The 15,927-nt window shown below is 61.8% G+C and carries 18 protein-coding genes and 2 pseudogenes; 11 read left to right on the top strand and 9 right to left on the bottom strand.

Annotated elements, in window-relative coordinates; genetic code table 11:
* The first annotated feature begins 1 nt into the window (after position 1).
* Positions 2 to 619 carry a hypothetical protein gene (locus tag NKH60_RS14935; protein ID WP_352469693.1) on the top strand — a complete coding sequence of 206 codons (618 nt, stop codon included), beginning with the start codon at positions 2 to 4 and terminating at the stop codon, positions 617 to 619.
* 75 nt (positions 620 to 694) lie between these two features.
* On the opposite strand, the gene NKH60_RS14930 is transcribed toward NKH60_RS14935, so the two are convergent.
* Entirely contained in the window at positions 695 to 1,627 is a 933-nt protein-coding gene (locus tag NKH60_RS14930) for a metallophosphoesterase family protein (RefSeq protein WP_352835043.1), read from the bottom strand.
* Positions 1,628 to 1,680: 53 nt separating this feature from the next.
* Here NKH60_RS14930 and NKH60_RS14925 point away from each other — a divergent pair, with 53 nt between their 5' ends.
* On the top strand, positions 1,681 to 2,178 hold the full coding sequence (locus NKH60_RS14925; protein WP_352835002.1) for an NUDIX domain-containing protein: 498 nt from the start codon (positions 1,681 to 1,683) through the stop codon (positions 2,176 to 2,178).
* Between the two features lie 306 nt (positions 2,179 to 2,484).
* On the opposite strand, the gene NKH60_RS14920 is transcribed toward NKH60_RS14925, so the two are convergent.
* Both NKH60_RS14920 and NKH60_RS14915 read right to left on the bottom strand, forming a co-directional pair.
* Entirely contained in the window at positions 2,485 to 2,634 is a 150-nt protein-coding gene (locus NKH60_RS14920; RefSeq protein WP_352540966.1) for a hypothetical protein, read from the bottom strand.
* 119 nt (positions 2,635 to 2,753) lie between these two features.
* Positions 2,754 to 3,742, bottom strand: a pseudogene (locus NKH60_RS14915) (glutathione S-transferase family protein).
* Between the two features lie 281 nt (positions 3,743 to 4,023).
* Between NKH60_RS14915 and NKH60_RS14910 the strand changes: the two are divergent.
* The 4 genes and pseudogenes from NKH60_RS14910 to NKH60_RS14895 all read left to right on the top strand — a co-directional run bounded on the left by NKH60_RS14910 (position 4,024) and on the right by NKH60_RS14895 (position 6,695).
* Entirely contained in the window at positions 4,024 to 4,578 is a 555-nt protein-coding gene (locus tag NKH60_RS14910) for a GNAT family N-acetyltransferase (RefSeq protein WP_352815212.1), read from the top strand.
* 63 nt (positions 4,579 to 4,641) lie between these two features.
* Positions 4,642 to 5,405: pseudogene (locus NKH60_RS14905) on the top strand (SDR family NAD(P)-dependent oxidoreductase).
* Positions 5,406 to 5,421: 16 nt separating this feature from the next.
* Positions 5,422 to 6,183, top strand: coding sequence for a HugZ family pyridoxamine 5'-phosphate oxidase (locus NKH60_RS14900; protein ID WP_352834995.1), 762 nt, complete (start codon positions 5,422 to 5,424; stop codon positions 6,181 to 6,183).
* Between the two features lie 173 nt (positions 6,184 to 6,356).
* Positions 6,357 to 6,695, top strand: a complete 339-nt coding sequence (locus NKH60_RS14895; protein ID WP_023679553.1) for an ArsR/SmtB family transcription factor — start codon at positions 6,357 to 6,359, stop codon at positions 6,693 to 6,695.
* Positions 6,696 to 6,768: 73 nt separating this feature from the next.
* Here NKH60_RS14895 and NKH60_RS14890 read toward each other — a convergent pair whose 3' ends face one another.
* Entirely contained in the window at positions 6,769 to 7,773 is a 1,005-nt protein-coding gene (locus NKH60_RS14890) for a L,D-transpeptidase (RefSeq protein ID WP_352469686.1), read from the bottom strand.
* A 311-nt stretch (positions 7,774 to 8,084) separates the two neighbouring features.
* On the opposite strand from NKH60_RS14890, the gene NKH60_RS14885 reads away from it, so the two are divergent.
* Positions 8,085 to 8,882: a TrmH family RNA methyltransferase gene (locus NKH60_RS14885; protein ID WP_352835040.1), complete on the top strand. Its 798-nt coding sequence runs from the start codon at positions 8,085 to 8,087 to the stop codon at positions 8,880 to 8,882.
* 37 nt (positions 8,883 to 8,919) lie between these two features.
* Here the strand turns inward: NKH60_RS14885 and NKH60_RS14880 are convergent, their stop codons facing one another.
* Both NKH60_RS14880 and NKH60_RS14875 read right to left on the bottom strand, forming a co-directional pair.
* Positions 8,920 to 10,083, bottom strand: a complete 1,164-nt coding sequence (locus NKH60_RS14880) for a coiled-coil domain-containing protein (RefSeq protein WP_352834992.1) — start codon at positions 10,081 to 10,083, stop codon at positions 8,920 to 8,922.
* A 147-nt stretch (positions 10,084 to 10,230) separates the two neighbouring features.
* Complete coding sequence (locus tag NKH60_RS14875; RefSeq protein ID WP_023679557.1) at positions 10,231 to 10,812, bottom strand: DUF1134 domain-containing protein; 582 nt, start codon at positions 10,810 to 10,812, stop codon at positions 10,231 to 10,233.
* Between the two features lie 340 nt (positions 10,813 to 11,152).
* Between NKH60_RS14875 and chpT the strand changes: the two genes are divergently transcribed.
* Together chpT and NKH60_RS14865 are read left to right on the top strand one after the other, a co-directional pair.
* Positions 11,153 to 11,782, top strand: coding sequence for a histidine phosphotransferase ChpT (gene chpT / locus NKH60_RS14870; RefSeq protein WP_352452917.1), 630 nt, complete (start codon positions 11,153 to 11,155; stop codon positions 11,780 to 11,782).
* 238 nt (positions 11,783 to 12,020) lie between these two features.
* Positions 12,021 to 12,389: a response regulator gene (locus NKH60_RS14865; protein ID WP_352772470.1), complete on the top strand. Its 369-nt coding sequence runs from the start codon at positions 12,021 to 12,023 to the stop codon at positions 12,387 to 12,389.
* A gap of 105 nt (positions 12,390 to 12,494) precedes the next feature.
* Here NKH60_RS14865 and ctrA read toward each other — a convergent pair whose 3' ends face one another.
* Positions 12,495 to 13,190 (bottom strand): response regulator transcription factor CtrA, encoded by a 696-nt coding sequence (gene ctrA, locus NKH60_RS14860; RefSeq protein WP_006203583.1) that lies wholly within the window; start codon positions 13,188 to 13,190, stop codon positions 12,495 to 12,497.
* Positions 13,191 to 13,640: 450 nt separating this feature from the next.
* On the opposite strand from ctrA, the gene NKH60_RS14855 reads away from it, so the two are divergent.
* Positions 13,641 to 14,018 carry a flagellar export protein FliJ gene (locus NKH60_RS14855; RefSeq protein WP_023719275.1) on the top strand — a complete coding sequence of 126 codons (378 nt, stop codon included), beginning with the start codon at positions 13,641 to 13,643 and terminating at the stop codon, positions 14,016 to 14,018.
* A 61-nt stretch (positions 14,019 to 14,079) separates the two neighbouring features.
* Here the strand turns inward: NKH60_RS14855 and NKH60_RS14850 are convergent, their stop codons facing one another.
* Positions 14,080 to 14,475: a winged helix-turn-helix transcriptional regulator gene (locus NKH60_RS14850; protein WP_352683855.1), complete on the bottom strand. Its 396-nt coding sequence runs from the start codon at positions 14,473 to 14,475 to the stop codon at positions 14,080 to 14,082.
* A 93-nt stretch (positions 14,476 to 14,568) separates the two neighbouring features.
* Between NKH60_RS14850 and NKH60_RS14845 the strand changes: the two genes are divergently transcribed.
* Complete coding sequence (locus tag NKH60_RS14845; protein ID WP_352849939.1) at positions 14,569 to 15,495, top strand: NADP-dependent oxidoreductase; 927 nt, start codon at positions 14,569 to 14,571, stop codon at positions 15,493 to 15,495.
* A 57-nt stretch (positions 15,496 to 15,552) separates the two neighbouring features.
* Here NKH60_RS14845 and sciP read toward each other — a convergent pair whose 3' ends face one another.
* Positions 15,553 to 15,828 (bottom strand): CtrA inhibitor SciP, encoded by a 276-nt coding sequence (gene sciP / locus NKH60_RS14840; RefSeq protein WP_023679563.1) that lies wholly within the window; start codon positions 15,826 to 15,828, stop codon positions 15,553 to 15,555.
* Positions 15,829 to 15,927: the final 99 nt, after the last annotated feature.

The raw sequence follows: 15,927 nt of genomic DNA, 5'->3' as shown, positions 1-15,927 counted from the left end.
GATGAAGGACGCAGGCGAGAACATCACCCAGATCGATCAGTCGCGAAAACTGTCCGATGCCATTCGCGACGTCAAGAACGCCTTCGCCGACCGCGACGACGTCGTCGTCGAGATGCGCGAAGCGCATCGCATGCGGCTCGATCTGCTTGCCGCCGAACTCGCGTCGGTCTTCGGCGACGTGCCCACCGACATGGACAGTTTCGACTTCGCCGTCTCGTCCGGCCTGCAGCCACGGCTGTGGATCGACGCCGTCAGCCATGTCGCCATGGGGCGCGACCGTCGCACCTACCGCTTTCTCAAGGACACGCGCATCGGCCGCGTCGTCCTCGCCGAATCGACCGAGATGAAGGTCGTTGCCGACCAGGTGACGCGCTATGTCGCCGAGCGCGTCGTCGAACGCCAGAGAATGATGGAAGGCGGCATCGAGCAGGCCGTCGCCGGCCTGAAACGCGCCCTGGTGGCGGAGGCTGAGCCGCCGCTGCATGTCGCTGCGCGCAGCAACGGCTGGTCGGCGTTCTTCTCGGGCCTCGGCCTGATCGCCGCCGGCGCCCTGGTCGGCCTGGCGATTTCGCTCGTGTTGTTCTGGGACCGCATCGTTGCAATGAAAATCAGCTTTTAAAGCATTTGCAGCCAAGTGATGTCACTTGGCGTCGCAGAGTGCGGCTGACGACCGGCGAGACGCTCCCATCTGAGTTCACCGCGCCTCGGCAAGCGTGGCCTCGGCCCCCACGCCAAGCTCCATTGTCTGCAGGTCGCTGGGCGGCAATGCCGGCCCGGTCAGGCCGCGGCGCGTCAGCCTGATCCGCCAATTGTCCTTTTCACCGTCGATGTCGAGCAGATTGTATTGCGCCGGCGCATGCGAACTGCCGGGCGCCTGCCCGGCGGCGGCGACCCCGACCACCGGGATTTTGGTCTTGCGGGCGCCGATGAAGAAGAGCGACGGCACATGCGAATGGCCGTGCAGCACAAGCTCGGCACCATGCCGGTGAAGAACCTTGTGGAAGCGCGAGATGCCGAACAGCCGCTTGTTCTGCGAAACGGCGCCGCGCACCGGCGGGTGGTGGATCATGATCACCCGGAACAGGCCGCTCTTGCCTGTGGCGTCGAGCATGCCGCGCAGCCTTTCCGCCTGGCCTTCCAGAAAGAAGCCGTTGGCCATGAAGGGAGCCGTGGCGCGCGCCGTGGAGACGCCGATCAACGCAACATCGCCGCGCACGCGCAGATACGGAAAGGTGTTGCGGTCGACCGGCGTATTGACGCCGTCGCCGGTCATCCACGCCGCCCAGGACCGGCAGGTCTTGTCGAAGGCGCCCGGCACATAGGCGTCATGGTTTCCCGGCACGACCGACACGTCATTGGGCGAGCCCAGCGTCTCCAGCCAGTGCTTGGCCATCTCGAGCTCACCGTCGAGCGCCAGATTGACAAGGTCGCCGGTGATGGCGAGATGGTCCGGCCCGCTGGCCTTCATGTCGGCGACGATGGTGTCGATGACTGCATCATGCATGTAGCGGCGGCGGTTGCGCTGCCAATTGACGTAACCGACCACGCGCTTGGAGGCGAGATCGCGATAGGTTACATCGGGAAGCGGCCCCAGATGGACATCGGAAATATGCGCGAGCCTGAACATCTTTTCTTCATAGGCGAGCCGCGCGCGGCTTTCCACTCACGGTTTCGCGGACGATGACGCCGGATCCGGAGCAAGCCCTGCGCCAGACCGGCTGGCCGGGCTTCAGGGCGAGGCTGTTTCACCTGTATTTCGTACTGCGGCGGCCGATGACGCTCGGCGTGCGCGGCTTGATCCACCACCGCCCCTCCAATTCCGTCTTCCTCATCCGCCACACCTATGTCCCGGGCTGGCACCTTCCGGGCGGTGGCGTCGAGTTGGGCGAGACGATGATCGAAGCGCTGACACGCGAAGTCTTCGAGGAAGGCAACATCGCGCTGACCGGACCGCCGGTGCTGAAGTCGCTGCATTTCAACCGCCGCGCCAGCCGCCGCGACCATGTCGGCCTCTATCTGGTCGAGGCGTTCAACCAGACAGCGCCCAAGCTGCCCGACCGCGAGATCGCCGAAGCCGGCTTCTTCCCGCTCGACCGCTTGCCCCAGGGCACGACACCGGCGACGCTGCGGCGGATTGCCGAAGTTTTGGGGGGGAATTCGGCATCGCCTTACTGGTAGATCATCTCTTCAACAGCTTTGGCTGCGTCGGTATAGACCGGCAGCATTCATTGTTCTCAGAGAGATAAATGCTGAGCGATGAGGAGAAAAAATGCAACACAGCCAAAACGATAGATTTAGAATCGCGCTCTATGTATCACTTTACACGGGAATTAATGTGATAACATTTTCAGTTATAGCGTTAATTTCGACAATAGTTCTTGGGATAGATCCATACATGTTAGCAAAAGTTGGAAGATTTATCCAATTCACAATACAATTAGTTGCGGCATTCGTGACATATTTCGTTTTTATAAAGCGACATGCTCAGCTTTTTACTCGCACTGAATTCTGGAAAATGGTCGGATTCTCAACCCTGATAGAAATGATTTTGGGAATGGCTGTGCTTCTGCCGTCGGGATTGTTACGCGCAATCCCGCCCCAGATGTCGGTCGTGATCGTCATGATCAGCGGCATCGTTGCGTTCCTTGCAACGTCGCTCGGCTACTCCAATCGATTTGGAAGTACCATATTGAAAGCTGAACTCGTTAGAAGGGCAAAGATGGACTCCGAGACCTTCCGCTAGATCGCTGATTTCACGCCGCCTTCCTGAACCTGTCCCGGTCATGCGGCGCGCCGTAGTCCAGCTCCGGCCCGACCGGCACGATGCGCGTCGGGTTGACCGTCTCGTGGCTGCCGTAATAATGCGACTTGATGTGGTGCAAATTCACCGTGCCGGCGACGCCCGGCACCTGGTAGAGATCGCGCAGGTAATTCGACAGGTTCGGATAATCGGCGATGCGGCGCAGATTGCACTTGAAATGGCCGACGTAGACCGGGTCGAAGCGGACCAGTGTCGTGAACAGCCGCCAGTCCGCCTCGGTGATGCGGCCGCCGACGAGATAGCGCTGCCTTGACAGACGGTCCTCCAGCGTGTCGAGCGCCGAGAACAATTCGCCGAACGCCTCCTCGTAGGCTGCCTGCGTGGTGGCGAAGCCGGCACGGTAGACGCCATTGTTGACCGCGGGATAGACCAGCGCATTGATCGCATCGATCTCGCCGCGCAACGGTTGCGGATAAAAATCGAGCCTGGCATCGCCCCATTCGTCGAAGGCCGAATTGAGCATGCGGATGATCTCGGAGGATTCGTTGGAAACGATGGTCTGCTCGCGTTTGTCCCACAGCACCGGAACGGTGACCCGGCCCGAATAGCCGGGATCGGCCCTGGTGTAGATCTGGTGCAGGAAATCGAGGCCGTAGAGCGTGTCGCCGGTGGCGCCGTCCTCGGCCAGGAACGTCCAGCCGTCGGCGCCCATGAAATGATGGACGACCGAGACGGAAATCACGTCCTCGAGTTTTTTGAGCACGCGAAAGATCAGCGTCCGATGCGCCCACGGGCAGGCGAGCGAGACATAGAGGTGATAGGGGCCGGGCTCGGCCTTGAGCCGCGTTTTCGCCCTTCGACCGGCGTGCCGTCGCGGGTCACCCAGTCGCGCCACTGCGACTGTGCCCGCACGAACCTGCCGCCGCTCTCCCCGCTATCGTGCCAGCGGTCCTGCCATTGGCCTTCGACTAGCAATCCCATGCAATATCCTTTCGCGTTCCTGCTCGATGTAGGGCACCAAGCGGCGCCGCGGAAATCCCCGATGCTGAACAGATCGTCAACGGCTGCGTCGTCGAGTGCGCGTCGGCTGCGCGGGCCAATTGCGGCGGCTGAAAATTGGTGCTAGCGGACATCCGCATGTTCGACTTTGCCGTGATCCGGTTCGACCGACGACGAAAGAGCGCCCGCGCTTGATGAAGCGCTGACTGGCGAACGCTGCCGCTTGCAGCAAACCTTTCCTCGCATACCGGAACGCAAAGACCATGAGCCTTGCCGACTTGAAATACCTGGCCGACGTGAAATACCTGCCGGAAACTCCGGCGCACGATCCTGAAATCGAAGCCATCAATGACGAGGCCTTCGGGCCAGGTCGTTTCGTGCTCGCCGCCTACAAGATCCGCCAAGGTGGCCCGCATGAACGGGCTTTGTCCTTCGTGGCCGTCGATGGCACAATCGTCGTCGCCTCGGTACGGATGACGCGCATCGCCGCCGGCGCTGGCCGCGCGCTGATGCTCGGGCCGCTCGCTGTGCGGCCGGCCTTCAAAAATTTCGGCATCGGCCGCCGGCTGGTGGCAATCGCGCTGGAAGCCGCCGCCAAGGCCGGCGCGCCGGCGGTGATGCTGGTCGGCGACGAACCCTACTACGGCCCGCTCGGCTTCAGGAGGCTGCCGCGGGGGCAGATCTCGATGCCGCGTCCGGTCGACCCCGACCGGCTTTTGGCGCACGAGATCGTGCCGGGCGCGTTGGCGAGGCTGGCGGGCGAGGTTTGCCACGCCGACCAGGCAAGGATTGCCGCGCACATCGCCGCGATGGCATGACCGTGCCGGTGCTGTCGCACGGTGGCTTGGCGGCATAGTCTGGGCACGGAGGAGGACGTCGAGATGAACCCGAACGGCCAGATTGCGATCGTCACCGGTGGCGGCTCCGGCCTTGGCGAGGCGACGGCGCGCGCTCTTGCCGCCGGCGGCGCCAGGGTAGCCGTTCTCGATCTCGGTATCGAGCGTGCGGCCAAGGTGGCGGCTGACATCGGCGGCATCGCCGTCCGATGTGATGTGAGCGACGCCGAGAGCGGTGCCGCCGCAGTCGCGGAAGCGGCAGAGACACGCTCGGCGCACCGCGCATCCTGGTCAATTGCGCCGGCATCGTTGTCGGCATGAAGACGATCGGCAAGGACGGACCGCATCCGCTCGATCAATACCGCAAGTTGATCGAGGTCAATCTGATCGGCACCTTCAACATGATCCGCCTGGTCGCCGACCGGACCGCCAGGCTCGAGCCGCTGCAGGGCGGCGAGCGCGGCGTCATCGTCAACACCGCATCGGTCGCAGCCTATGACGGCCAGATCGGCCAGGCCGCCTATTCCGCGTCCAAGGCCGGCGTCGTCGGCATGACGCTGCCGGTGGCGCGCGATCTCGCCCGCTCCGGCATTCGCGTCTGCACCATCGCACCCGGCATCTTCAGGACGCCGATGATGGCCGGCATGCCGCAGGAGGTGCAGGATTCGCTCGGCGCCGCTGTGCCCTTCCCTTCCCGTTTGGGCGAGCCTTCGGAATACGCGGCACTTGCCTTGCACATCATCGAGAACCAGATGCTCAACGGCGAGACCATTCGCCTCGACGGCGCCATCCGCATGGCGCCGAAATAAATGCGGTGGTGATGCCTTGGACGAACCCAGGAAAGACGTGATCCGCGCGACCGATGCCGAGGCGATCAGGCTGGCAAAGACGCTGATCCGCAGCGCCCGTTTCGGCGCGTTGGCAGTGCTCGAACCAGGAACCGGTTCGCCGCTGGCCAGCCGGGTCGGCGTCGCCACAGACATCGACGGCACGCCATTGATCCTGGTGTCGATGCTGTCCGCTCATACCGGTGCCATCCTTGCCGACCCGCGCTGCTCATTGCTCGTCGGCGAACCCGGCAGGGGCGATCCGCTGGCGCATCCGCGATTGACGCTCGTCTGCCGCGCCGTGCGGCTGGAGCGCGGATCGAACGAACACGCCCGCGCCGAGCGGCGCTACCTCAACCGCAACCCCAAGGCAAAACTCTATGCCGGGCTCGGCGACTTCTCGATTTTCCGGCTCGAACCGGAGCGCGCCAGCCTGAACGGAGGCTTCGGCAAGGCCTATCTGCTCGACCGCACCGATCTGGTCGCGACGGGAGCGATCGTCGAAGAGCTTGCCGCCGGCGAGCAATCGGCGCTCGACCACATGAACGCCGACCATCTCGATGCGATTGCCCTCTACGCAAGTCATTTCGGCGGGGCGGAGAGTGACGGCTGGATCGTCACCGGGTTCGACGCCGACGGGATGGATCTCATATCGGGCGACAATGTCTGTCGGGTTTTCTTCCCCGAGCCGCTGAGAGCGGCGCGCGACCTCAGGCCTGTCCTGGTTGACATGGCCAAGGCTGCCCGATCGGCAAATTAATCACAGCCGCACAGTTAATCGGCTTGCGTGGAAAGCAAGCCTTGAGATTTGAGCGAAATGTTCTACCTTTGCGAGTGACGCTGAATCGCTGGCGTGCATCTATAGGGAAAGTCTATGGAATCCGACGCTATTGCCCCCATAGCGGCGGATGAGCAAGAAGGCATGGGGGATCTATGGTCTCGAACAAACTAGTCGCCAACGCCGGAACCGCGGCTGCGTTTCTGACGCTGATGGGCAACGAAAAACGTTTGTTGATCATGAGCTATCTGGCCGAGGGCGAGATGTCGGTCGGCGCCATAGCCGAGAAGGTATCGCTCAGCCAATCCGCCCTGTCACAGCATCTGGCCAAGCTCAGGGCTTCCGACCTTGTCGAGACCCGCCGCGACCGGCAAATGATCTATTATTCCTGCAAGTCCGCGGCGGTGCGCGAATTGCTGCACATGCTGGACGGCATTTTCGGCGAAGGTGAACTGTCGCAGATGGCTCACCGGCTGCGTCGCGCCGGGACCTGAGCGGCCGAGGCGGAGAATGCCCCGCCAAGTCCGCCTTGCTGCCAAGTCCGCCCCTCCTGCCAAGTCAGCCTTGCTACTGAACGCGCTCGTCGGCGGCCTGCGCAATCTCGTCCTTGAACTCGACCTTCGTGCCCGGCTGCACCATGGAGGCAAGGTCTTCGGCATCCCAATTGGTCAACCGGATGCAGCCATGCGAAAAGGTCGTGCCGATCTTGCCTGGTTCGGGCGTGCCGTGGATGCCGTAGCTTTCGATGGAGAGGTCGATCCAGACCGATCCCACGGGATTGTTCGGCCCGGCAGCGATGGTGAAGGGCCGCTTGGTCTTGACCCCCTTGAAAGCGAAGTCCGGATCGTAATGATAGGTAGGGTTGTGCACCACGCGCCTGACCTCCGCCATGCCGCTTGGCGCCGGCTTCTCCTCGCTCCCAATCGAGGCCGGGTAGACCGCCAGCCATTTGCCGGCACGGTCGAGCACACGCACCAGGCGAGCGCCCTTGTCGACCTCGACGGTGGCGACGCCGGCGGGAGGGTCGCCTCTGCCGACATCAGGCACCACCAAGGTCCTGCCTGGTTTCCTGAGGCTGGTGCCCGGATTGAGCATTCGCAGCAATTGGTCGCTGACGTGGAAGCGCTCGGCCAACCTCTCCACCGCATTGCGGTAGCCGAGCCGCCGCAAGCGGGCCATCCTCTCCAAGCGAGCCGGAATACGCCTGGTGAAAGGTCCGCGCACATCCTTGCGCATCACCTCATAGGTCACCAGCACCGGCTTGGCGGAGGTTGCGATGAGTTTGCTCCAGGTTTGTGGACTGAGCTTGCCATCGGGCGGAAGTCCGTTTGCCGCCTGAAACGCGGCGACGGCTTTGGCGAAGTTCCGGGAAAGGCGACCGTCGATGAGGCCCGGCGAGAAGCGGGCGCGATCCAGAAGGATCTGCGCCTTCAGCAGCATCGGATCGACACCCTTCGGTTCGCCGATAGTGAATTGGGACTGATTGACGGTGGCTGGATCGAGCTTGGCCGCGCGGGCCACGCCGCATGCGAGGGCAAGTGTGGCGGCAAAGACGAGGAGGAGCCTGATCATCGATGTCGTCCCAGGACCGCAGCAGGAGCCCGCCTCTATGACGCGGCATGGCCCCGTGGGGTTCCTTCGCCCCATCGAAATTCTGCATTGAAGCGGCTTGGCCGAAGTGCCGTGCCGCGGGAATCAATATCTCCATGCCGCCAGGAGGCCAGGCAAGGCGTCTCGGCCCGGCGCCTTGTGATTGGATTTGACCGTTAGAACGGCGTGCATCCATTTGGACGCTGAGATACGGTCAGAGCTTCGGATCCGGCATCATGCCTTCCGAAGCCGAATCCCGATTCGCGGCCGACGCATGGTCCGCCGAGGAAGCCATGAATCCGATCCGCATAGACGACCCGCAGGATCCTCGCGTCGCCGCCTATCTCGACATCCGGGAGCGAGATCTTGCCGGCCGGCAAGGCCGTTTCGTCGCCGAAGGCAAGGTGGTGCTCGACACGCTGCTCGCCGCCCGGCGCTTCGAGGCAGAATCGGTGCTGGTGCTCGAGAACCGGCTGGCCGGCCTCGATGACGTCCTGCGCAAGGCGCCTGCCGGGCTTCCGATCTATGTCGCATCCGGCGAAGTCATGGACAGGATTGCCGGATTCCACATGCATCGCGGCATATTGGCGATCGGCCGCAAGGGCGCGGCCGTCTCCGCTGAAGCTTTGCTCGGCGCACTGCCCGCCCGCGCGCTGATCGTGGTGCTGGTCGGCATCGCCAATCATGACAATATGGGATCGATCTTCCGCAATGCCGCCGCCTTTGGCGCGGATGCCGCGCTTCTCGATCCGACCTGCTGCGATCCGCTGTACCGCAAGGCAATCCGCGTCTCGGTGGGCGCGGCCTTGAAAGTCCCCTTCGCCTGCTTTGCCGATACCGCCGGCTGCACCGCCATGCTCGACCGGCAAGGCTTCAGCCAATTCGCCTTGTCGCCGCGCGGGCAGATCGACATTCGCGATGCCAAGAGAAACGGCCGGCTGGCGCTCTATCTCGGCACCGAGGGCGAAGGCCTGCCGGAAAGCCTGCTTGCCCGCCTGCAGACACTGCGGATCGGTATGGAGCAAGGCTTCGACAGCCTGAACGTCGCCGCCGCGTCAGCCATCGCGCTGCATCATTTTTCCGGAGCCTAATTTAGAGCCGGGGCGTCCCGCTCGCGCTTGTGGAATCTTAGTCGGTCGAAGCGGCCTTCTGCAGCGCCCGCACCCGATCGGCAAGGCTGCGTCCGCCGCTCCCCGGCCGCGTATCCTCAGGCGCTGCAAGCGCCCGGGCGATCGGCGAATCCGGCCCGTCGAGCTTTGCCGTCAAGGCCACGACTTGCGCCGCCAGATCGTTCATCTCTTCGCGCAATGCCGCGCTGGCGCTGCCGGTATCGTCTCCGGCCTGTGATTTCGACGTTTCGACGGCGGCAAGATCTGTCTTCAGCCGCCTGTTCTCGCGTGCCAGCGATGTCAGCCTGGCCTCCAGCCGCTCGCGGTCGGCGTCGAGCTTGGCGGTTGTCTTTTCGATGTCGCCGTTGGCGGTCGCATTGACCTGACTGCCTGGCACGCCGGCAAGACCCACCGCAGGCGTCCTTTCAGCGCCTTTCGGCTTTTCGCGAAGGCGCACCAGTTCCTTCTCGCGGCGCTCCAGCCTGTCCTCGCGATCGGCCAGCGAGGCGAGCAGGCGTTCGACCTTCTTTTCCAACTCGCCGGTTCTTTTCTTCTCGGCCTTCAACGCATCCCGCAAAACCTTGCTTTCGGCTGCCAATTCCTGGCTGCGCCTGTCCGCCTCCTTGCGCTGGCCGCGCAGCAGCGAAATGTCGCTTGCCAACTTCTGCAGCTCGGATTCGCGCGCCACCAGCTCGATCTGCCGGCTGCTGGATGAAAAACTGGCGTCGTCATACATGTGCTCCAGTTTCCGCAGTTCGAGCCCGCGCTTTTCGAGGGCGCGCTCGGTCTCCGCAAGCCGTTCCGACAGCTGCTGCAGTTGCTCATCGCGCTTGCGAAGCTCCTCGCCGCTGGCTGTAAGATCGGCGACGACCCGGTTCTTGTCCTGTCGCTCGGCCGCCAATTCCTTCAGGGCTTCGCGGTCGCGGCCGATCTCGACCAGCTGTTCGGCGGCTTTCTCGCGCAATGACTTGACGTTCATTTCAAGCCGGCGCACCGAAACCGCGAACTCGGCGCGAATGCGATCCTTGTCCGCCTGGATCTCGGCCAGCGTCAACGGCATCGAGCCCTCGACGCGCTTGCGCGTCAGCGCCACCGCCCGCCGCCACACGGCCGGAGCAATCATCAGCGCCAGAAAGCCGGCGCAGAGAAAGCCGAGAACAAAGAACAGGATCGACTGGACCAAGATGACTATCCGTTGTGCATGGCAACCGCCAAAGGTCGACTTTGCCATCTTCGCATGACGGAAATCCGGCACCACGGCAAGAGTATGCTGCGGCAAAGCTCAGACCGTGGGATCACAGCTCCAATCGCAGTGGCGCCATCATGCAGGTCAGAACGGATTCCAGGTCGCGCGCTGGGTGAGCTTGAGGTAGCCGAGATTGACGCCGAGACGAGCGCCGACGCCGGTACGGATCGGCACGAGCAGCACATTGTTGTTCTTCAGCACGTTGAAGCCGACGCCGGCGACGACATAGGCGGAGCCGGCGACGCCGCCAAAACGATTATACAGGCTGCTCACATCGTCGAGATTGTAGACCAGCATCATGACGCGCGAGCCCTCGCCGCCGAAATCCCAGCCGAGCGAAGGGCCTTGCCAGAACACTTTGTGGTCGCCGGCATTCTTGGTGTAGAGCGTGCCTTCGCCATAGGTCAGGCCACCGATCAGCGCCCCGGACCCCTCTTCGCCGAGCAGATAGCCGTTCGGCAGGCCATAGGTGGCGAAAATCTTCTCGACGACGGTGGCGAGCCCGCCCGACGTCGCGCCGAAGAATTTATGACCGGAATCGACGATCTCCTGCGCGGTGTATTCCTGCGCCCGCGCGGCCGATGCCGAAAAGGCGACAAGGCCGATGAGCGCGATCGTCATTGAGATGACACGGAAAAAAGTCCGGTCGTAGAATCGGGAAACCATGCTTCCAATCTCCGTCAGGGAGCACTTTCGCCGACGCCTCGCACCCGTACGGCTCTTTGGCGGCCGTTAAGGATGACTGTTAGGGGCAAACTATGCCGTAATCCTTTTTCAACCATTAAACTCCCACATGAAGATGGCGGTTCGAAGGCTGTTTTCACATCGCCCGCGCAGCACCCTGCTGCGTGAACACGCCATTTTCGACAATCATGATTTCGGATTTGTTGCTGCACGCACAAGCGCTGTGTATTCAGAATGCTTGGGAGAGAGCGTGATTCGTGTGGACAGGCGTGATCATGATCGCCCGGTCATTGTGTTGTGAAATTTGCAGGGATTTTTGCCGATGGCCGAGCTTTTCACCCTTTCCGCACCCGATCTGGCAGCGCTGCTGTGCAGCCGGGTCTGCCACGACATCATTTCGCCGGTCGGCGCCATAAACAACGGGCTTGAGCTGCTCGACGAAGGCGGCGCCGACGAAGACGCCATGAAACTGATCCGCCAAAGCGCCAAAAACGCCTCCGCCCGCCTGCAATTCGCCCGCATCGCCTTCGGTGCCGCCGGTTCCGCCGGCATGCTGATCGACACCGGGGACGCCGAGGCCGTGGCCATCGCCTTCCTGAAGAACGAGAAGCCGGAACTGATCTGGAACGGAACCCGCGCACTGTTGCCCAAGAACAAGGTCAAGCTGCTGCTCAATCTCATCCTCGTCGCTAACGCCGCCATTCCGCGCGGCGGCAGGCTGGTGGTCACGCTGGAGAACCTCGAGACCGAGCCGCGCTTTGCGCTCGCGGCGAGCGGCCCGATGCTGCGCGTGCCGCCCAAATTCCTGGAATTGCATTCCGGCCACAGGCCGGAAGAGCCGATCGACGCGCATTCGGTGCAGCCCTATTACACGCTGCTCCTGGCCCGCGAAGCCAACATGACGATTTCGATCCATGCGACCGCCGACGAGATCGTCCTTTCCGCAGCCTGAAGTTCTCCTAAAGAGCGGGGAAAGTATTTTTCTCAAGTCATATTTGCGGCGTTGTCCTAACATCTGTGGGCGGGCTTGCGGATTGATTGCGTGAAGCATTGCGAAAGAAGATTTCACTTAAAACACCTTCAGGAAAATTTTACCTAACGGCTTTTCGGCTTCTTTACCAGATCGGCCTATGTTCCCCGGCAGATGCCACGACGCTGCCGGTTCGCCGCATGGCAAAGAGGGTCCCGGAATGAAACGCTGCATGTTCGTCGACAATTCGAGCGTCATCAGGAAGGTCGCAAGGCGTATCCTGGGCGGTTCCGGCATGATGGTGATCGAAGCCGCCAGCGGCCACGAGGCGATCGAGATGTGCGCGGCCGACATGCCTGATATCATCGTCATCGACGGCGCCTTGCCGGACATGCAGGCGCAGGACCTCATCCGCCGCCTGCGCGCCATGGAAAGCCCGGTATTGCCGCAGGTTTTGATTTCGCTGGTCGAGGTCGATGTCGGGGCGATCATGCGGGCAAAACGAGCCGGCGCCCAGGGCTACCTGCTGAAGCCGTTCAACCGGCCGCAACTGCTCGAGTGCTTCCGCGCCTTGAAGATTGCCGCCTGATCAGAGCTGTTCCATTCCGACGAAAATCGGATCGGCTCTATCTTGTTGTTTTGCCGGGTTCTTTTCCGAAAAAATCGGCGCCCACCTTGGGATCACGCCCCTAGTTCAGGCGCTGACGCGGATATCTTCGGGCTCACGCAGCACATAGCCGCGGCCCCAGACGGTCTCGATGTAATTCTGCCCGCCAGACGCGGCGTCAAGCTTCTTGCGCAGCTTGCAGATGAAGACGTCGATGATCTTCAGCTCCGGCTCATCCATGCCGCCATAGAGATGGTTGAGGAACATTTCCTTGGTCAGCGTGGTGCCCTTGCGCAGCGAGAGCAGTTCCAGCATCTGATATTCCTTGCCGGTCAGATGCACGCGCTGGCCACCGACCTCAACGGTCTTGGCATCGAGATTGACCACCAGGTCGCCGGTGGTGATGACCGACTGGGCGTGGCCCTTGGAACGCCGCACGATGGCATGGATGCGGGCGACCAGTTCGTCCTTGTGAAAGGGCTTGGTCATGTAATCGTCGGCGCCGAAGCCGAGGCCGCGCACCTTGTCCTCGATGCCGGCCATGCCGGAGAGGATGAGGATCGGCGTCTTCACCTTGGACAGGCGAAGTGTTCTCAAAACTTCATAGCCCGACATGTCGGGGAGATTGAGGTCGAGGAGAATGATGTCGTAATCGTAAAGCTTGCCTAGATCGACGCCCTCTTCGCCAAGGTCGGTCGTATAGACATTGAAACTTTCCGATTTCAGCATCAGCTCGATGCTTTGTGCGGTTGCACTGTCGTCTTCTATCAGCAGAACGCGCATTTCATTCCCCTTTTCTGCTGCCGGACCATTTCACGACCCGTCCAGGACCGGAGCAGTGATTGCCTGAGCAGAGGCTGCCATCGAATGGTTAATAAAACCTAATTCCCCGTCCATGACGGTATCAGATTTTTTAACCCCTTTCTACACCTTGTTGAATCCAATAACGAATCACAGACCCAAACCGTTAATGCAGCACATTAATAAGCCAGACTAAGCGACTCTTCGGACTCGTTGGCCGGGTTTCCCGACGAGAAGCAGAATTTTTACCCGCCCTTAAGTCCTGAGCCGTATGATTAACAATGCCCGTAAACGAATGGTTACCGCCGGCAAAAAACTTTAGGAGTTTGTTTCCCATAGTTCGGGGAAAGCCGGTGGAAACGGGTCAAGCCTGGGCCTTGCCGGGTGAATTGGACGATATGTGCAGGTGTGCGTTTCCGGGAGTACCGAATCATGAAGTCACGTGAAAACCTCGTTCGGCTGAAGCAATTTCAGGTGAGCGAGAAGCGGCGGCAGCTGCTGCAGCTCGACATGATGATCGCCGAATTCGAGCGCATGGCCGTCGAGCTGGAACTTCAGATTGCTGCCGAAGAGAAGAAGGCCGGCATCACCGACATCAATCACTTTGCTTATCCGACCTTCGCCAAGGCGGCACGTCTGCGCCGCGACAACCTTAGAAATTCGCAAAGCGACCTCGCCCAGCAGCGAAATGTCGCCGAATCATTGCTGAGCGAAGCCGAAGCGGAGCTTTCCAAGGCCGAGATGCTGGAATCGCGCGACACCAAGGCGCGCGACACGGAAGCCGGCGGCCGCAGCGCCATGATCGGCTGAAAACAAGACTCTAACGCGCGTCGCGCTTGTGCGCTATTGCTGCGCACCGACTGTGCCCGCCTCAGGCATCCAGATCTACTTGCTGTTCCGCCGCCCGTGCGCGCGCATTTTTGATGTCGGGCACATGCTGCTCCGACCAGGCTCTGATCTGATTGAGCAGCCCTGCCAGGTTCTGGCCAAGTTCGGTCAACTCATATTCGACCCGCGGCGGAATGACCGGGAAAACCTCGCGCCGCACAAGCCCGTCGCGTTCCAGGATACGCAGCGTCTGCGTCAGCATTTTCGGCGTGATGCCTTCGAGCTTGCGCGCCAATTCGCCGTTGCGGAGCCGGCCCCGGCGCAGCGCACAGATCACCAGGTAGACCCATTTGCTGGCGAGCGTCTCGAGCACGGCGTGTGACGGGCACGACCGCCGAAAGGCGTCATAGCCAAAAGGGGAAACATCTTCACTATCCATGGGGTGCATATATATCAAAAAGGTATATACTAGACAAGAGAAAATAACTATCCAAATGATAGTGGCACATCAAAACCAGCAGGAGAGCCTTCCATGCGTGCCATTATCCAGAATTCCTTCGGCGGACCCGATGTCCTCGTCATTGCCGATCGCCCCGCGCCATCACCCGAAGCCGGCGAAGTGCTCGTCCGCATCGAAGCGGCCGGCATCAATCCGGTCGATGGTGCGGTGCGCGGCGGCCACTATCCGCTGCTTGGCGAGCCGCCTTTTGTCCTTGGCTGGGATGTTTCGGGGACTGTCGAGGCGCTGGGCTCCGGCGTCTCCGGCCTCAAGGTCGGCGATGCCGTGTTCGGCATGCCGCGCTTTCCCAAACAGGCGGCAGCCTACGCCGAACTCGCCGCTGTCCCGGCTGATGAGCTTGCGCCGAAACCTGAAGGCATAGATCACGCGCAAGCCGCCGCGCTGCCGCTGGCCGGCCTGACGGCCTGGCAAGGCCTTGTCCGCCATGGCCGGCTCGATTCTGCCAAGCGCGTGCTGATCCACGCCGGAGCCGGCGGCGTCGGCCACCTGGCGGTGCAGATCGCCAAGGCGCACAGCGCTTACGTCGTCGCGACCGCCAGCCCGGAAAAGCTCGATTTCGTCCGCTCGCTCGGCGCCGACGAGGTGATCGACTACACAAGGGATGATTTCACCGCGAAGGCCCGCGACATCGATCTGGTTCTGGACCCGTTCGGCGGCGTGCATGCGGAGCAATCACTGAAAGTGCTCACTGCCGGCGGCGTTCTGGTGTCGCTGCTCGATGTCAGCGATGCCACCAAGGCAAAGGCCAGGACGCGAGGCATCCACGTCGAGCGCATGTCCGTAGTGCCCGACCGTGCCGCTCTGGTGGAGCTCGGCAAATTGATCGACGCGAAAAAGCTGGCCGTCCACGTGGCAAAGGCGTTTCCCCTCGAACAGGCCGGTGCCGCCCATGCCTTTCTCGCCACCAGGCCGATCGGCAAGGTGGTGCTGACGGTCTGAAATTGCAGATCGTCGACCCTCGCAGACGTAAGGGCGCTGATCAGCGCCCTTATCGGCCTAATGCCGGTATTGCTGGATGCGCGTGGTGCGCAGGCCGGCAAGGCCGTATTCGTCGATCGACGCTTGCCAGGACAGGAATTCCTCGGTGGTGAGCTTGTAGCGCTGGCATGCCTCTTCGAGGCTCAAAAGCCCGCCACGCACCGCCGCCACCACTTCCGCCTTGCGCCGGATAACCCAGCGACGTGTGTTCGTCGGCGGCAGATCGGCGATGGTAAGTGGGCTGCCGTCCGGCCCGATAACATATTTGACTCGCGGTCTAATTAGATCGGTCATCGTACTCTCTACAAAAAACTCAAAGACCCAATCCCCACCACATTACCGCCACAGCTTTAAAATTTGCCTAAGCAGACCCTAATGGTTAGGTAAGGATCA

The sequence above is a fragment of the Mesorhizobium sp. M1006 genome (genome assembly GCF_040318825.1).
GTDB lineage: Bacteria > Pseudomonadota > Alphaproteobacteria > Rhizobiales > Rhizobiaceae > Mesorhizobium.
The sequence above is the reverse complement of the archived record's forward strand: the minus strand, read 5'-3'. Positions and strand labels throughout refer to the sequence as shown.